This window comes from Pseudoalteromonas sp. P1-26, assembly GCF_001401795.1.
Lineage (GTDB): Bacteria > Pseudomonadota > Gammaproteobacteria > Enterobacterales > Alteromonadaceae > Pseudoalteromonas.
The window spans coordinates 1-16,364 of sequence record NZ_LKDX01000067.1 but is presented as its reverse complement, the minus strand read 5'-3'; the positions used below and the strand labels follow the sequence as shown (position 1 = coordinate 16,364).

Below are 16,364 nucleotides of genomic sequence, written 5' to 3'. Positions count from 1 at the left end.
ATTTTGTAGGCGTGAAATTTATTTCGCGCGAATTATTAGCAGCAGAGCCGCGCTTGAGACGCGCCAAGCAAGCGTGACGCCTACGACCGTAGGAGGCGTTTTAACGCCGAATATTATTTCCCATTCACGGCTAAAGCCGTTCCTACGGGCTTCTCGCTTCTCGCTTCTCGCTTCTCGCTTCTCGCTCCATCTTGAAAGCAAAATTATTTGCTTGTCTAGCCCTTCGGGCACGCTTCCGCCCCTAGGTTGCAGTTCCTACGTACTGATTTTATTATCATTTTTGTTTTTTACGTGTAAAAGCTTAATACTTTCACTGTAGGAGGTGTTTGAACGCCGAACATTTAAACCTGTTCACGGCTAAAGCCGTTCCTACGTTAATGTCGCGCGGAATCACGACTTATAAATTATCCGTTCCGTAGGAAGCGTTTTAACGCCGAACATTTAAAACATGTTCACGGCTAAGGCCATTTCTACGTTAATGTCGCGCGGAATCGCGACTTATAAACTGAATTCTTTATTATCTACACTTACGGTGACTTGTTTGTTCAATAAATTAACTAACAAAATGCTACGCATTTCACCATCTGACTCTTGGTAAATAGCTTGAACATTTTTAAATGACTCTGTGTTTAGGTAAACAACATCACCGGCTTTTGGTAGCGAAGATGTTACCTCACTCATATCACTCATAGATTTGAGTTGAGCAATTAACTGCTCAGGTACGATTTGAAATTTATGACCATAAGCAACAAAACCACTTACTCCACGGGTATTTTTTACCGCAGAAAAGTTACAGTTTTGCGAGTCTAGCTTTATAAATAAATAACTAGGGAAAAGAGGAGATGTACGAATTGAACGGCGACCCTTTACGATTCGCTCGATTTTATGTTCGGGAAAGAATACTTCAAAACCTTGGTTTTGAAGGTTAGTTTGAGCTCTTAGCTCTTGTTTTGATTTACAAAAAAGTAAGTACCAACTTTCCATAGTCACACCTAAAATACTCATTTTCCTTAAAACCAATCCAAAAGGACTGGTTTTTATGAGCCAGCGATTATACGCAGAGAATTTAGGCGTGTCTATTACAAAATTGTTATTACCCCAAGTGAGTACTAATCACTACCAAACAGGTCTCTGGTGTACACTTTTTCTGCAACATCATCGAGCTCAGTTACCATTCTGTTGGCAATAATTACATCTGCAGAAGACTTTAATTCAGCTAGGTCATGGGTCACTTTAGAGTTAAAGAAAGTTGCTTCATGTAATTCAGGTTCATAAACTATCACTTCAACACCCTTAGCTTTGATTCGCTTCATGATGCCCTGAATAGCGGATGCTCTAAAGTTATCAGAACCAGCCTTCATGATTAAACGATGAATACCCACTACCTTTGGCTTTCTGGCGAGGATCGACTCTGCAATAAAGTCTTTACGAGTAGAATTTGCATCGACAATGGCACGGATCATGTTGTTTGGTACGTTTTGATAGTTAGCCAACAATTGCTTGGTATCTTTAGGTAAACAATAGCCACCATAGCCAAAAGAAGGGTTGTTGTAATGACCACCTATACGAGGGTCTAAACTTACCCCTTCGATTATTTGTTTAGAATTTAAACCATGACTTTCTGCGTAGCTGTCAAGCTCGTTAAAGTAGGCTACGCGCATAGCAAGATAAGTATTTGAAAACAACTTGATTGCTTCTGCTTCAGTTGAATCCGTAAATAAAACTTCAATCCCTTCTTTAATAGCCCCTTGAGCTAGTAAATTTGCGAATACTTCAGCACGCTCGGAACGCTCACCCACAATAATACGTGATGGGTGTAAGTTGTCGTACAGCGCTTTACCCTCTCTTAAAAATTCTGGAGAGAAAATAATGTTTTCTGTATTAAACTTTTTCTTAATGCCTTCAGTAAAGCCAACAGGTACAGTTGACTTAATAACCATTACTGCTTTTGGGTTTATTGCTAAGACATCTGCGATAACAGCTTCAACTGACTTAGTATTAAAGTAGTTGGTCTCTGGGTCATAATCGGTAGGTGTAGCGATAATGATGAAATCTGCATTTTGATAAGCCAACTGCTTATCTGTAGTAGCAGTAAAACTCAGTTTCTTATTAGCAAGAAAGTCTTCGATTTCTGTATCTGATATTGGTGACTTCCCAGCATTTAACTGTGCAATTTTTTCTTCAACAATATCTAGTGCCAGTACATTGTTATGTTGGGCCAATAACATGGCATTAGATAAACCAACATAGCCGGTTCCAGCTACAGCAATTTTCATAAACTCATCCACTTTTATAAAACTAAACTCAGACACTAAAAGATAACTCATAGTATGCGAAGTGCATAATAACGTATTTTAGTTTTATCTCACATATTAATTTCCATATAAGAAAAGTGAATATCAATCTCAATTTCAATATATGTAAATTGAATTTTATAACAAGTTCAAGGGCACAGCAGTGTTAACAAATAATTAAAAATGTAACTAAATGACGAAAGTTTGATTTACTTTGTAACCAAGGTACATATTTAAATTGCAGTACAACTATTAATCACATATTGTTTTATTAAAAATCACTTAAGAAAAATTTAAAATGAAGCAAGTTATTGATGATATGTAGTGATTTAAAGTACAATTGCTGTCTGAATTAAAAGTCTGTTCATTAATCCTTCAAACTAAAAAAGAAAGTAGCGTGCGTAAAATTTTATCTAACTCCTTCATCTGTCACTTCCTAGGTTTATGCTTTGTAGCACTCATTGTTGCTGTTTTTTCTTTTGGTCAGCACGGGCAAGATTCTGTAAAAAACTCTGCAATTCTAATTAGTCTATGCTACTTGGTCACAGCATTTACATTACCGCTAATTGCTCGATTCTTATTAGTCGAGAGAAAGTACTACATTATTCCTATTATAGTTGCTGTATATAGTATTGCACTTTTGATTATTGCGCTTTTTAGGATTGATTATTCTGTTATTGTTACTTTTATAGGTGCGGTGTCTAGTTTTAGCTGGTTATTCGCCACAGCTATATTAAGAACAGATCAGAAAAAGTTAACTTTGCATTCAATTGATAATTTTGACTACTCAGAATTAACAGCCCACAAAAACCTTAATGTAATAGCTTTAAGCGAGCCATATAAAGAAGCAGATATCAAACAAGGGCTTGTAGTAGACTTACATAAGGGGCTTTCAGCTTATCAAGAAAAATTTATTGCTGACTGTAGCCTTCACTCTATTCCCGTTTTTCATGCTGAAAGTATAAAAGAGATGATAAGTGGCAAGGTACAAATAAAGCACCTGTCAGAGAATTCAATCGGTACACTTCAACCTAATCCACTCTATCAACGTTTTAAAAGGATTTGGGAGTCACTTATTATATTACTGACGTTACCTGCATCACTTTTAATTATGATAATCACAGCAATATTGATCCGTTTAGAGAGCCCAGGACCTGCTTTATTTACTCAAGAACGGGTTGGACAGTCAGGTAAAGTCTTCAAAATTTATAAGTTCAGAAGCATGACTGTAAAAGATGAATCAAACAGTGACAAATTTGCAACTGAAGAACAAGCTAGGATCACAAGAGTTGGCAAGTTCATTCGAAAGTTTCGTATTGATGAATTACCACAGTTTTTTAATGTTTTAAAAGGCGAGATGGCGTTAATTGGCCCAAGGCCAGAGCAAGAGTCTTTTGTTAAATTATTTGAGAATGATATTCCATTCTACGGCTATCGTCATATGGTAAAGCCAGGTATCACTGGATGGGCGCAGACAATCCATGGTTATGCTGATGATGAAGACTCGACAAAAGAGAAGCTAGCTTATGATCTTTATTATATAAAGCATTTATCACTTTGGCTGGACATAAACATTGTGTTTAAAACATTAAGAACTATGCTGACTGGGTTTGGAGCAAAGTAAGTTACTTTGCTCTCCTGCAAAGTTTTAGCGTCTATTTAATTTATATAAAATAAATAAGGCGCGGCTTGGTAAAAGTCTTGGGAATGATCTAATTAAGAAGTAGTACCAAGCTTTTGCTTTGTATTGAGGAAAAAGCTTAGTTTTAACTTTCGTTAAATTTGCTTCATATGTCACGTACTTAAAACCATTCCTTCTAGAAATCATAGCTTTACCTGTACGCGCTGCAACAAGAGGCTGTTGAATATTATAGCCTTTAAAACCTTTCTCAAGCATTCTTAACCATAAGTACCAATCTTCCATCAATGGCATATCTTGGTAGCTACCAGAATTAACCACAGCAGACTTTTTAAACATAATAGATACATGGTTAAAAGGGTTTTTGCCGATTGAAGATGACAAGATTTTTGGGTGATACTCTGGTACTTTTCTAACAGAAATAAGCTCTTCAGTTTCTGAGTCAATTTCGTCGATATTTGAACCGCAGATTGATAATTCAGGATCTGAAGCGAAAACCTCAAGCTGCCTAGCAAAGCGTTCAGGAAAGCATATATCATCAGAATCCATTCTTGCGACCAGATCATAATTACAATGTTTCAGGCCATGTTTAAGTGCTAAACCTAAACCAACATTCTTTTCTAGCTGAACTTTGACTATATTAAGAGGAGATTGCCACTGATCAATTACCTCATGTAGCTCCCCACTTATTGGCCCATCAATAACCAGAACAACTTCTGTTGCCTTATGAGTTTGTTGAAATAAGCTTGCTAAACATGCATCTAAATAAGCTGGCGTTTCTCTATGGTAGACAGACATTAATACAGAAAAATTCATCTTCAACCCTTTTCTACTAAATTTGAAACTTCAAACAGGTTAGTAATTTTATTGAACTCACTCGATGAAATCGGTTGCTCTGAGAAGTAGTCACAGTTGACTAAGTAACTATGAATATATTTTTTCATTAGTTCATAATTAAAGTTTGTATAGATAGCACGACCCAATACAGTTAATGGTTTATTGTATATTAGCGCTTCTAAACCGACTGTAGAGTTAATAGTTACAATTTTATTTGCCTTCTTTATTAACTCTGTAGTGTTGGCATCAACTAGTTTAAAGTTTAACTCATCACGAAGTACTTGATACCTTTTAAGCATTTCAACATCAGTTTCTGCTGGGTGCACTTTAACATAAAGTTGGCAGTTTCTTTCAATGGCGATCTCAGCGGCTTTCCTTATCGCTTGTTCATTATTTACATCGCTATTAAGGATAAGCTGTGAATCAAAGCGAACCTGGGTTGGGAAAAACACATAATCAGTACTTAGATCATAGCTATCTGTTGACAAGCTTAAACTTTTCTTCGATTTAGATAAGCTCAAAGTTGTCATTATCTTAATAAGTGGATTTGTAAGATTCTCTTCTCTGAGCCCCTTACCAAGTAAAGAATAAAGGTAATCTCTAATATAAGCCTTTATAAATACACCTTTAAGCTTACCTTGTGGAATTGGCGATTGTTTGTATTCTTCGTATTCATGAATCCATTTTGAATGAACATCATCTTCAACACTTGGTAGTTTTTCTAAGATACTCGGTGATTTATATAATATCGATTTAGCATTTACACCTTGTGCATCAAATAAAACTTTGTTGGGTAAATTACTAATCTCAGAGAACATTGAGCCAATACCATGATCCGCAAAAAACTTCACAAATGCTTTCTGTGAAGCAGAGTTACCATTAAAAACTAGCGCTAATCGAAACTGTTTAATCGGAAGGCTAAGCTTTTTAAGGTATTGCAAAACATTGCGGTAGATGAATTTAGCATGCTCCTGTGACTGAGTTCCACGGTGAACATAAGTAAGCTCTTGTGTATTAGATAAGCTTTCGGTTTCAGTTACATCACTTTCTTTACTAATTAAAAATACAAACTGACAATGCTTACTTAGAAAGTTATATACTGAATGTTTAGTTGTGAAGAAGTAGCTCTCCTCTTGGCTTGCTTTCGCTAACCTCAAGAAGAAAGTTGCTCGCTCATAATTATCTACATAAATAGCTATCATAATAAACTCTATAAACGCCCTACTGCTGGAGGGGCTTTCTCATACTCTTTGTGGAGCAATTCAACCACATTCAAGGATAATGTTTCAGGCGTAAGTGACTTTGAAGACAATACACCAAATACAATTATATTTTGTGGTAAGGCAAAAATTAAAAATAACGAAAGGTAAATAAACAGCCTATTAATTTTACTTCTGTAGCTTTGGATACCTAAAAGTACTATTGGCAAAAAGAAAAATAAGCCGAAGTAAATATACCTTTCGTTAAGTGTTCTTGAGAAGACTGCCAAAAAAGCAATTGGCATGATATAAAAAGCGGTATTATACAGCCGACCAATTACTAATAACAATTTTTGATTGGGGAATATTCTTTCACTATCTAAATTATAAAAGCACTTTTTTATTCTTATCATGCAGAATATTAAAATAGAAAACTTCAAAAACGCTATAATAAAAAATTCAAAATCCCTTCGTTCAACATATTGGCTCCACGGGCCTGTTAAGAAAAATACTAGCTTATTTTGGATGTGGACAATAAAAGAGCCGATAAAGCTTAGTGGAAATAAAGCAAACATAACAATAACTGAAAATGCAGAAATTGAGAGTAAGGTTTTATATTTGTAAAAACGACTGAAAAGTAGTGCAGGAAGCATCATCGCAGAGTACAAAATAGCTGCAGGATGAACCAGTGGAGCCAGCACTAAGAGTAACAAAGAGCGCTTCTTTTTACCTACACAAAACAAGTACAGTGCTAGATATACAAGAGTAAATGAAAACATTGACTCATAGTTGCCAATTGCAGTACTGGGGTATAAAAGCACAATCAAAATAAAAGCTAATATAAAATCAACTTTTCTTCTTTTTGAAAAGATATCAACAAACCTTAAGCTCACAAATAAGATAGCAAAGAAGTTGAGGAACAGCGTGATCCCTGTATAGAGCTGAGGTTCAAATCCAAAAAAAGAAATAAACTGAAATATTAGATAACGATAAAGCTTGCCCAAGACTAGGATATTTATATCTGGCTGATAAAAAGTTAAGTAATACCTAGAGTAATCCCCTATGTATGAAACGGGATCCATTGCCATTCCATAAAAGAGGAAGAATAGCGAAAAGATAAACGCTATAACAATATAGTTTCTTCTATTTAAGAAAAATATCGAAAAAAACGATATAAACAATGATGTCTGTACTGGAAAGAAAAAAAGAGCAACTAAGTAAAGTACACTCCCCAGAACAAAAAACTGCTTACTTTTTGAGTACATAAGAACTAACAGCTTTAAATAAAAGCAACTCAAATGTGTTTAAGTCGTCAACTGGAGCAATACTTCTACATTTACTGTAGAGGGATATCCTATTTTTAAGCATGTACCAGCTTTGTTTAGGTGTAAGGCTATATTTATCTTTTATATAACTATTAAACAAACAAAAGGCATTGTAAGCACGTAAATGCTGCTCTGTTGTTTTCAAATCTGTAATTTGACCATGACCATGATCTTTGTTCCAAATAGCAACTTGCTCATCAATGAAGAGTACATTAAATTCTTTTATTAGTTCTAGGTGAAGCTGAGTATCTTGAAACTTAGGTAACTTTTCATAAAATTCTAAAGTATTGAAAACACTTCTTCGGATCAGAGAACCATTTGTATGTAGCCCTCCTATCGAAAAGAAATCTGTAACCTTTTTTTCATGCTGTAATGATTTACGCTCTGTACTGCCAAGCACTTTACCGAAGATCGCATGCATCTCAGGGTATTTATCAAAATAACAAAGAAGCTGTTTTATCTTATCCTTACTGTATGTATCATCGTCATCAAGGAAGCAGACAAACTGACCTTTTGAAGCTTTAACACCAATATTACGTGAAGCTCCCCCTCCCATCCTCTTGCTATTGTGGATTAAAGTTATTGGTAATGAGTACTCACTTTTATCAACAACAACCTTTGAATCTGAACAATCATCAACGATTATCAGCTCAACATTACTATAGCTTTGCTCTTCTACAGATTTAATTGCATTGCCTAGCATCCCACTTCTATTTAGAGTAGGTACAATCACACTTATTAATGGTTTATTCTGCATTTACTAGACTCTTTCTCTGTAATGTTTGCCGGTAAAAAACGCAAGAGATGTATATTTTAGTTTTTGCACATCTTTTGACGAAATCGTTTGATAGGCAAGTCTTAATATGTAATATAAAGATTTAGCTAACGGGAAATAGTATCGCCATTGAAGCCCTACATCATAACAACGTTCTTTTTTTCTGAAGTCTGTTACAGCTTTCTCTTCAGTTTCTAATCTAGATAACGAGTGCTCTATATAACTTAATAGCTGGATATCTTTGTTAAAATTTAGCTGTTTAATTCGATAGAAAAATGTTGTATCAATTCCATATAGATAAAATTTTTCATCGAAAATATCACCAAATTTACTTTTTATTGCTTCTAGCTTTTTGCATCCAACGGCAAGCCCACTTCCGATACTTAATATAAAATCATCATCTTTAAGTACTTTATAATCTTCACCAATAACTTTGCCATTTACCTTTGGAGCTTCGATTTTATTGTAAGACTTGATAAAAGGAACACCGATACTAGAGCTGTCGGTTTTGAGTAGTGACACAAGGTAGTTTTCGCCTACAACTGAATCATCATCCAAGTAGACAAAAACGCTTGCTCTAACCATTGAACTAAACCGATTGTAAACACTTGATAATTTTATATTATTTAGCGTTTCAACAATTTTTATATCGAAAGGCGCTTCATTAACCGAATGAATCGCTTGCTCTGAAAACTCTTTAGGTCCATTGTTCCAAAGCACAATTTGGCAGTTTGTTTCAGGTTTTAAACTAGCCAACAAACTATTCAAGGTCTTAGATTCATAGATATCTTTTTTATAATAAAGAATTAAAATAGCAAAGTCGTAATCCACTAAAACACCTTATATATATAAAACATCACAACTGATGAAACTAACATTGGTAGCATTTTGAAGAAGAATTTACCTAGGGACTGCTTAAAAACACAAATGTATAAGATTATATAAACTTGAAAAAAGTTTATATAAATAGCAATAACTAGCATTTCACAAATTGCGTTAAGGCTTTCTAAATATACCCCGTAAACTATCGCTGAAATCATAGTGAAAGAAGATAGCAAACCACTCACAAACAATAGCTTTACTCTATTTAAGGCTTGAAAAAAGCCGCCACTAGTTGATGAAACCACTTGCGCAGGAATTGAAATAGCCAGTATAGCAAGAATCGGGCTTACGCTTTGCCAATCATCACCAAGCAAGATAGTCACGATTAAATCTGAAAAGATAAAAATTCCAACCGAAACTAAAATTCCTAAAAGGGACAACTTGAATGTAAAATCTCGATGAATGGACTCGACCTTTGCTATGTCTGCTTTGTGCTTTCGTAAGTATGGCTGAATCGCTGGAGCCATAGAAAACGTCAGAAGCATTAAAGGGTATCTCATCAATTGATAAGATTTATCATAAATACCTAAGTAAAAAGGCCCCAAATATTTACCAATTAGTAAGCTATCAAGGTTCCTAGAAAAGAAGTTTATAAAATTAAAGCTAAATTGATACAGTGAAAAGCCAAATAAAGGCTTAATAGCTGAAAGCTTGCTGCCAATCCTTGGACGACCAAATTCATTTTGAGCTGAAAAATAATACAAACAAACAAAGTTAACTAATGAACTCACTGCATATTTAGATGCTAATGCGCTTATCTCTGATGTATATGAAAATAGTATAACTGTCGTTATAGTTGATAAAACTTCGGCGGCAACACCGGCATTAGCTATTCTAAAATGAGACTGCTGTCTGAGTAATAATGCATTTGGTAATATTGAAGCTGAAAATAAAAATATTGCTATAGACAAGTAAGGAATCACTTTACCAATAGCATCTTCGTTATAAAAAGCCACAATTACATCAGACATTGCTAAGAATGCGCTGCCTAATGCTATTCCTAATAAAAGCGTAACAGAGAATACTCCATCACGCTCTTTACTATCGAAGCTATCAAGATTAATAACGGCAGGTCCAAGCCCTGCCTCAGAGAACAATTTAAAGAAAATGTAGACTACGAATACAGAAGCAATAACACCATAAACATTAGGCGAAAACATCCTAGCAAGGATCATTAAGGATACTAAGTTGCAAAGATAAACCGAATATCGGCCAGCCATACTACGCGCTACGGCTGAGTATAATCCTTTGTTAATTATCATTTTGAGTTACTTTTAAAAAAGTACCTTACTATGAAAAATAGAATAGCGCCGGTTAAGCCTAAAAATGTTAAGGCTATACATATAAGCGCTCTTCTTGGCTGGCTTTTTTCTTCTGGAACAATTGCCGGATCAACTGTTTTAAAGACATACTCATCTCTAATTTCAGAAAACATGATCGTTTTTGTTTGTTCTTCGATTAAATCAAATAAAACAGACTTAATTTCTGCAACTGATGTTTTCTCAATTTGCTGAGTCAGAAATTGCATGCTTTTACCAGCTTCACTAACATCACGCTCTTTCATCTCGCTGTTTATATCCTCAACAAGATAATCGACCCATTTCTTTGCTACAACTGGTGACAAGTGTTCGATACTAATAGTAATCAAACCGGTATCATCATCTTTTTTAATATCAAACGCTTTCTTAAATGCTTTGGTTGCTTCTTGAATCGATGGTTTTGGCTTCTTCGGAAATTTAACCTTTCTTACCCACTCGCGTTTATCAGCATCATAAAGCTCGGGATCTAAAACTAATGTATTTGAGCTTTGCTCCCATTTATCGACAGCCATTAACTCAACGAGTATGTCCCGCTTCGTAATGAACTCACCAATAAACTTTCTTGATTGAATAATTTCAAACGCTAAATCTGATGAAGTTGACGAGCTGCTTCCTACGTTAATTCCAGCTAAACTAGCAAGCCCACCAAACTGGCTTGCTAGTGCAGAAACACCACCTTCCGCTTTATTCTCTGCGGGTACGACAAGCGCTTCAGAGGTATATTTGTTTGGTAATGAAATTGCAATTATTACAGAGATGACAGCAAACAAGCCTGCAACCAAAATTATCCAAAGCTTCTTACTCCAGACATAACTACATAACTCTCTAAAGTCTACTTCTTCTCTTTCAAAGAACTGTTCTAATTCAGACATATTCTCTTTCATTTGAAATTTACACCTAAGCTTGGCTGTTATTGGTCTTATTGCTAAATACTACTAATTGCAGCTAACGCTACACCTAACTGATAAACAATCTGTGTTGCTGTGCTCCACAGTGTTAAGTTATCCATGTAGTCAGAGTTCATAGGTACAACAATCGTATCGCCAGCCTCTAATAACTTAGAGTCATTCACAGCGAACCAGGTACCCGTATTTGGTATGGTTACAGAACCATTAGCTTTTATGATGTAAATTCTGTCTTCGTCTGCGCGCTCTTTTAGACCACCACTTAGGTCAATATATTGATCGACACTCACTCCAGGCTTATATAAATGTGACGTGGTGTAATTTACTTCACCAATTACACTGATTGAGTCTCGTAGACTCGGAACATAAAGCGTATCACCGTTTTGTAGCACTAGATTTTGTTTATCCTCTGCAATGAGGGGTAAGTCAATGACTAAACGACCTACGGCTTCAACATTTGCCAAATCAAGTAGTAGCTTATTCATTTCATCATAAGAAAGTCGCGTGCTACTAACTGATTTTTCAAAGCTTTTCGTTGCAATATCTCTTCGTAAATCCTCTGCTAGCTTAGCTAATTGCTTTTGCTCTTGTTGACGAATTGACTCACGTGTAAAAATGGCAGCATCTGGCTCTGCAAACTCAGAGAAGCCACCTGCTCGTTCTAATAAGTTAGTTAATGTTTCTCCACGACGAATGGTATAGATACCTGGGAATTTAACTTCACCTTTGAGCTCAACTTTTACATTTTCTTGCCAATTAGGAATTGAGAAAATATTAATGCTATCTTTGCTTCTCAGGACTTTGTTTTCCGAAGTTTTACCAACCATAGCCTGAGCTAAATTAAACTTAACATGCTCAACTTTAGAGCCTTCACCTGCAACAACACGGGTTATTTCAGCTTGCTCAGTGTAAGCAGACTCCAATAAGCCTCCTGCTGCCGCAATAAGCTCATTGACTTCACTACCTACAGTTAATGGATAAATACCTGGATATGTAACATGACCGTTGATTTCAACTAGTTGCATAGCCTTTTGCACAGAAGCTTGTTGCTTTAATTTAGCAATAATAGGCTTTAACAAAGTGTATCGGCTAAATGCAGCGTAATCTTCAGGCTTAAGCTCTTGCTCTTCTTCTTTTGCTTTTCTTTTTGAAATCTCAGCAATGCTAAGCTCTTTCTCTTCTTCTTTGAATGGATCTTCTGGCTTTAAAACACCTACGTACCTTTCAAACTCTTTTCTTTGATACTCATGCCATTGCTTAACTTTAATCTGTTGTTGTTGCTGCTCAACAGTTAAAGCCATATTAGCAAGTGCAGCTTCTTCTGCCTGCTTTTCCTGGTAACGACTAAACACAAATAACTTATCGTTAGCTTTTAGCTCTAAGTCATGCTCAGCAGCTTTAACTATCGCTTGTGCAATATCAAATTGAAACACTTCAATATCGCCCGCAATGTTAATTTCTCGCACGAGTAAGCCATAACCCAAATCAGCTTGAGGCAGTAAATCACCACGCACTGAAGTTAAAACGTCAGAAATATGCTTACCTTCAAACCACTGATAATGGCCAGGGCGAGCTACAGCACCGATTAAGCTGATACTGTTTTGATATTGAAAGCTTACAGGATTAAAACGAATACGGTCGCCATCACGAGGAATATAATTAATTTGATTACCGCTAAAGTCCACTGATAACACTTCTTTCATATTATTGTTATTGAAGCGTTCAACAATTGCTTTTTTAGCGTAAGCTTGCGGTTTTAAACCACCCGCCATTTTTAATAACTGTGCCGCTGTTTCACCTTTTTTTAGCTCAAAAATAGCAGGACGTTTTACTAAGCCTTCAACAGCGACTTGAGAACCAACTGATGGGATAAACACAACATCACCCGGCTTTAAGATGATATCGTTACTGCTATCACCATTGATTAGTAGATCGTACAAGTCAAAATTTGCGACAACTTTACCAGCGCGTTTTATTTGAATATTTCGTAAAGAGGCAATATCTGATACCCCGCCACTTACGAAAAGTGCATGTGAAACTGTCGCAAGAGAAGAAACGCTATAGCTGCCAGGCTTATACGCTTCACCTAAAACCAAGATACGAATACTACGTAGCCTACCAACAGACACAAACGCTTTAACACCGATCACTTCTTGTTCAACTTTAGCTTTAATAAGCTCTTTGACTTCCATAAAAGTTAAACCAGCCACCTGCACAGGGCTTAAGTTCGGTATATTAATACGGCCTTCACGATCTACAGTTAAATCGTAACTTTCACTTTCTTTACCGTAAAAGTTAATATTTAACTCATCACCACGACCTATTAAATAGGTATCAGGAACAGCCGCATTCTCGGTAGGCATAAATGAAGTTGGCTCACCGGCGAAGATATCATAACCGAAAGGCTCTACTTCACTTTCTTTAGGGGCGAAACGCTCTTCATCTGTTAGTTGCTCTTCCTCTTTCTCGAGTCGCGGTTGGATTGTAGATTCAACTTCAAGAGATTCTTCACTAGTTGTTTTACCAGTGATAGTTGATAGGTCAACACCATACTGCCTTGCAAGCGCTTCTTGTTGAGCCTTTGGAAGCTTTTTGAATTGCTCAATTTGAGCTGCAGTAGGAGTAAATGCCAATACCGATGAAGTGGTTAGAAACAAAAAAGTAAGGAATAATCTTTTAAATAACATCACAAGTAGGGATATCCATAGTTCTACAGTCAAAAAGATTGTGTATTCTACCTGAAACTCAAGGAAATAAAAAAGGGACTTTCGTCCCTTTTTGTCATTAAATTGTCAACAAAACGATTTATTTAGTTAAAAACTGTAAACTAGCGTTAGTGACGTTTCTGTATCTGTGTTTTCTTTATCATCAGCAACATCTGAGTTGTGAGTGATGTTGTAAGCTACTTTCATTTGTAGTGAGCCGTTGATTTTGGCAAGAATTGCAGACTCTGAACGCGTTTTAGTATTGGTATCACCATATTCAACTGATACTAATTGAGTAAAACGTGCGCTGTCTGAAATCTGCCAGTTATAATCTACTTTACCTAGTGCGATTACTTCACCTTCGCGCTCACCGGCAAGTGAGTTGCCGTTGTCATCAACTTCAGTGCTGTCATCAGGATATTGGAAATACTTATAACCCGGACCAATTTCTGCGTTTAGCCACATATCAGAACGGTCAATTAGGCGTAAACCATAACCCGCTGAGATAACTGATTCGTTACGGTATGCACCAAAGTAATCAGATACGTGCGAGCCGTAGATGAATAAATGTGAGTGCTTTTCGTTTAATTTATAGTTACCTTGCGCTGAGATTGAGTACTTTTCGTTGGTACGCTGTGTTTCTTTTACACCTTGGTCGTTTTCGATCTCATCTTCTTTGTAGATGCCGTCTAACTTGTACTCGTTATTCCAGTTTTCTAAGTTATGTAAAACCTTAACACCACCTTTAAGTGTTGTTGTTTCAGTGTTACCACTTGTAATAATGGCACCTAGTTCACTGGTTACATCCCAAGTTTTGGTTTCATCTGCTGCGAATGCGCTAGTTGCAGCGCTTGCTGCAACTAGAATTGATAATGCTTTTAATTTCATTAAAAAATAACCTTTACTACTTGTACGTTAGACTTAATTAGTCTTCTTTGTGCAAATGAACATCCATTTGCGGGAATGGGATTGTGATGTTGGCATCGTCTAATGCGATCTTAATGTTTTCCATTAAATCGAAATACGTTGGCCAATAATCAGCAGAGTTAACCCAAGGGCGAACTACAAAGTTTACGCTTGAATCTGCAAGCTCAGATACCGCTACTGTGTATGCTGGGTCTTTTAGTAAGCGCTCTTCTTTATCTAAAACTGATTTAAGAACTGCTTTTGCTTCTTTAAGATCTGCATCGTAACCAACACCGATTACTAAATCGATACGACGAGTTGATTCACGAGAGAAATTTGTAATTGGGCTGCCCATAATTGATGAGTTAGGCATGATAATTACTTTGTTGTCTGGTGTACGTAATTCTGTAGAGAAAATTTCGATTTTCTTAACTGTACCCGCTTTACCACCTGCTTCTACATAGTCACCTGATTTGAAAGGACGAAGTAAGATGATTAAAACACCTGATGCAAAGTTAGATAGTGAACCTTGAAGTGCTAAACCTACTGCTAAACCAGCCGCACCTAAAATAGCAATGAATGAAGTAGTTTCAATACCTAATTGAGATAGTGCCATTAAGATTGTTGCAGCAAATACAATTGCATAGACAATGCTAGCAACAAATGAACCTACAGCTTTATCGACTTTCTTTTTATCAAATGCTTTTTCAGTTAAGCCTTCGCAGAATTTAGCGATGCGACCACCGATGAAGAAAATGATTAGCGCTAGAACCGCCTGAACGGCGTAATGTATGATTAAACCTGAATTCTCGTTGATCCAGTTCATTATTGTATCCATGTTCTCTCCTGAAGTTCATTTGTAGCATCACGCTGTACAAATTATATATGATCTTTGGTTAAAAAATCATTAAATTACGCGTAAAACTACGAAATGAGTATTTGCTCAATTACAAAAACCGCAAGTCTAATCTGCGAAACTGAACGCGAGCTGACCAGTGATGGTTTTCTGAATTTTCTGAGGTAAATAAGTTTTTTCTACTTTTTTCAATTTAGGGCTTCACAAGCCAACCTTAATTATGTAATATGCGCGCCACACCAAACGAGGTGTATCTCAGTGGCGGCTGTAGCTCAGTTGGTAGAGCCCCGGATTGTGATTCCGGTTGTCGTGGGTTCAAGCCCCATCAGTCGCCCCACTTCTCCCCCTTTGTAAATTCTTTTATTTTCTACTTTAATCTCAAGATTTAGTTTTATCTTCACTACCTGTTTTCAATTCAAAAAGCCGTCAGCTTTCAGCTGTCAGTTTTGAGCCGAACTGTGTTGTTTGATCGCAATACATTCCCCCTTCAGATAGGTGTTGAATGTAAGACGCGCCAAGCAAGCGTGACACCTACGATGTAGGAAGTACTCTAGTGCCGAAGTCTCTAAGATAATTCACGGCTAAAGCCCTTCCTACGAGACAAGAGATGCGAGGTGCGAGGTGCGAGATATTTATTGTAGGCGTGAAATTTATTTCGCGCGAAATATTAACAGCAGTGCCGTGTTTGAGGCGCGCCAAGCAAGCGTGACGCCTACGATGTA

13 protein-coding genes and 1 tRNA gene are annotated in these 16,364 nt (G+C 36.5%); 2 read left to right on the top strand and 12 right to left on the bottom strand.

Features of this window, described 5'->3' with window-relative positions:
* Positions 1-498 precede the first annotated feature (498 nt).
* Positions 499-984 carry a transcription/translation regulatory transformer protein RfaH gene (rfaH, locus tag AN394_RS19965; RefSeq protein ID WP_055022375.1) on the bottom strand — a complete coding sequence of 162 codons (486 nt, stop codon included), beginning with the start codon at positions 982-984 and terminating at the stop codon, positions 499-501.
* A gap of 125 nt (positions 985-1,109) precedes the next feature.
* Positions 1,110-2,276: a nucleotide sugar dehydrogenase gene (locus AN394_RS19960; RefSeq protein ID WP_055022374.1), complete on the bottom strand. Its 1,167-nt coding sequence runs from the start codon at positions 2,274-2,276 to the stop codon at positions 1,110-1,112.
* Between the two features lie 415 nt (positions 2,277-2,691).
* On the opposite strand from AN394_RS19960, the gene AN394_RS19955 reads away from it, so the two are divergent.
* A complete protein-coding gene (locus AN394_RS19955; protein ID WP_055022373.1) occupies positions 2,692-3,918 on the top strand; it encodes an exopolysaccharide biosynthesis polyprenyl glycosylphosphotransferase in 1,227 nt (408 codons plus the stop codon).
* Positions 3,919-3,942: 24 nt separating this feature from the next.
* Here the strand turns inward: AN394_RS19955 and AN394_RS19950 are convergent, their stop codons facing one another.
* The 10 genes from AN394_RS19950 to AN394_RS19905 form a co-directional block, all read right to left on the bottom strand.
* On the bottom strand, positions 3,943-4,749 hold the full coding sequence (locus AN394_RS19950; RefSeq protein ID WP_055022372.1) for a glycosyltransferase: 807 nt from the start codon (positions 4,747-4,749) through the stop codon (positions 3,943-3,945).
* A 2-nt stretch (positions 4,750-4,751) separates the two neighbouring features.
* Complete coding sequence (locus AN394_RS19945; RefSeq protein WP_055022371.1) at positions 4,752-5,972, bottom strand: hypothetical protein; 1,221 nt, start codon at positions 5,970-5,972, stop codon at positions 4,752-4,754.
* 8 nt (positions 5,973-5,980) lie between these two features.
* On the bottom strand, positions 5,981-7,051 hold the full coding sequence (locus AN394_RS19940) for a hypothetical protein (RefSeq protein ID WP_152966985.1): 1,071 nt from the start codon (positions 7,049-7,051) through the stop codon (positions 5,981-5,983).
* Positions 7,052-7,217: 166 nt separating this feature from the next.
* Entirely contained in the window at positions 7,218-8,051 is an 834-nt protein-coding gene (locus AN394_RS19935) for a glycosyltransferase family 2 protein (protein ID WP_054563560.1), read from the bottom strand.
* A gap of 3 nt (positions 8,052-8,054) precedes the next feature.
* Entirely contained in the window at positions 8,055-8,900 is an 846-nt protein-coding gene (locus tag AN394_RS19930; RefSeq protein WP_055022369.1) for a glycosyltransferase, read from the bottom strand.
* The gene (locus tag AN394_RS19925; RefSeq protein ID WP_055022368.1) at positions 8,900-10,213 is read right to left on the bottom strand and encodes an oligosaccharide flippase family protein; all 1,314 of its coding nucleotides are present in this window, start codon (positions 10,211-10,213) and stop codon (positions 8,900-8,902) included. The genes AN394_RS19930 and AN394_RS19925 overlap by 1 nt, the downstream gene beginning before the upstream one ends.
* A complete protein-coding gene (locus AN394_RS19920; protein ID WP_235575513.1) occupies positions 10,210-11,142 on the bottom strand; it encodes a Wzz/FepE/Etk N-terminal domain-containing protein in 933 nt (310 codons plus the stop codon). Before AN394_RS19920 ends, AN394_RS19925 begins: the two co-directional genes overlap by 4 nt.
* 53 nt (positions 11,143-11,195) lie before the next feature.
* On the bottom strand, positions 11,196-13,862 hold the full coding sequence (locus tag AN394_RS19915) for an SLBB domain-containing protein (protein WP_152966986.1): 2,667 nt from the start codon (positions 13,860-13,862) through the stop codon (positions 11,196-11,198).
* A gap of 126 nt (positions 13,863-13,988) precedes the next feature.
* Positions 13,989-14,768, bottom strand: coding sequence for a YdiY family protein (locus AN394_RS19910; RefSeq protein WP_054563555.1), 780 nt, complete (start codon positions 14,766-14,768; stop codon positions 13,989-13,991).
* Positions 14,769-14,805: 37 nt separating this feature from the next.
* Positions 14,806-15,624, bottom strand: coding sequence for a mechanosensitive ion channel family protein (locus AN394_RS19905; RefSeq protein ID WP_054563554.1), 819 nt, complete (start codon positions 15,622-15,624; stop codon positions 14,806-14,808).
* A 279-nt stretch (positions 15,625-15,903) separates the two neighbouring features.
* On the opposite strand from AN394_RS19905, the gene AN394_RS19900 reads away from it, so the two are divergent.
* Positions 15,904-15,979 (top strand) — tRNA-His (locus AN394_RS19900).
* Positions 15,980-16,364: the final 385 nt, after the last annotated feature.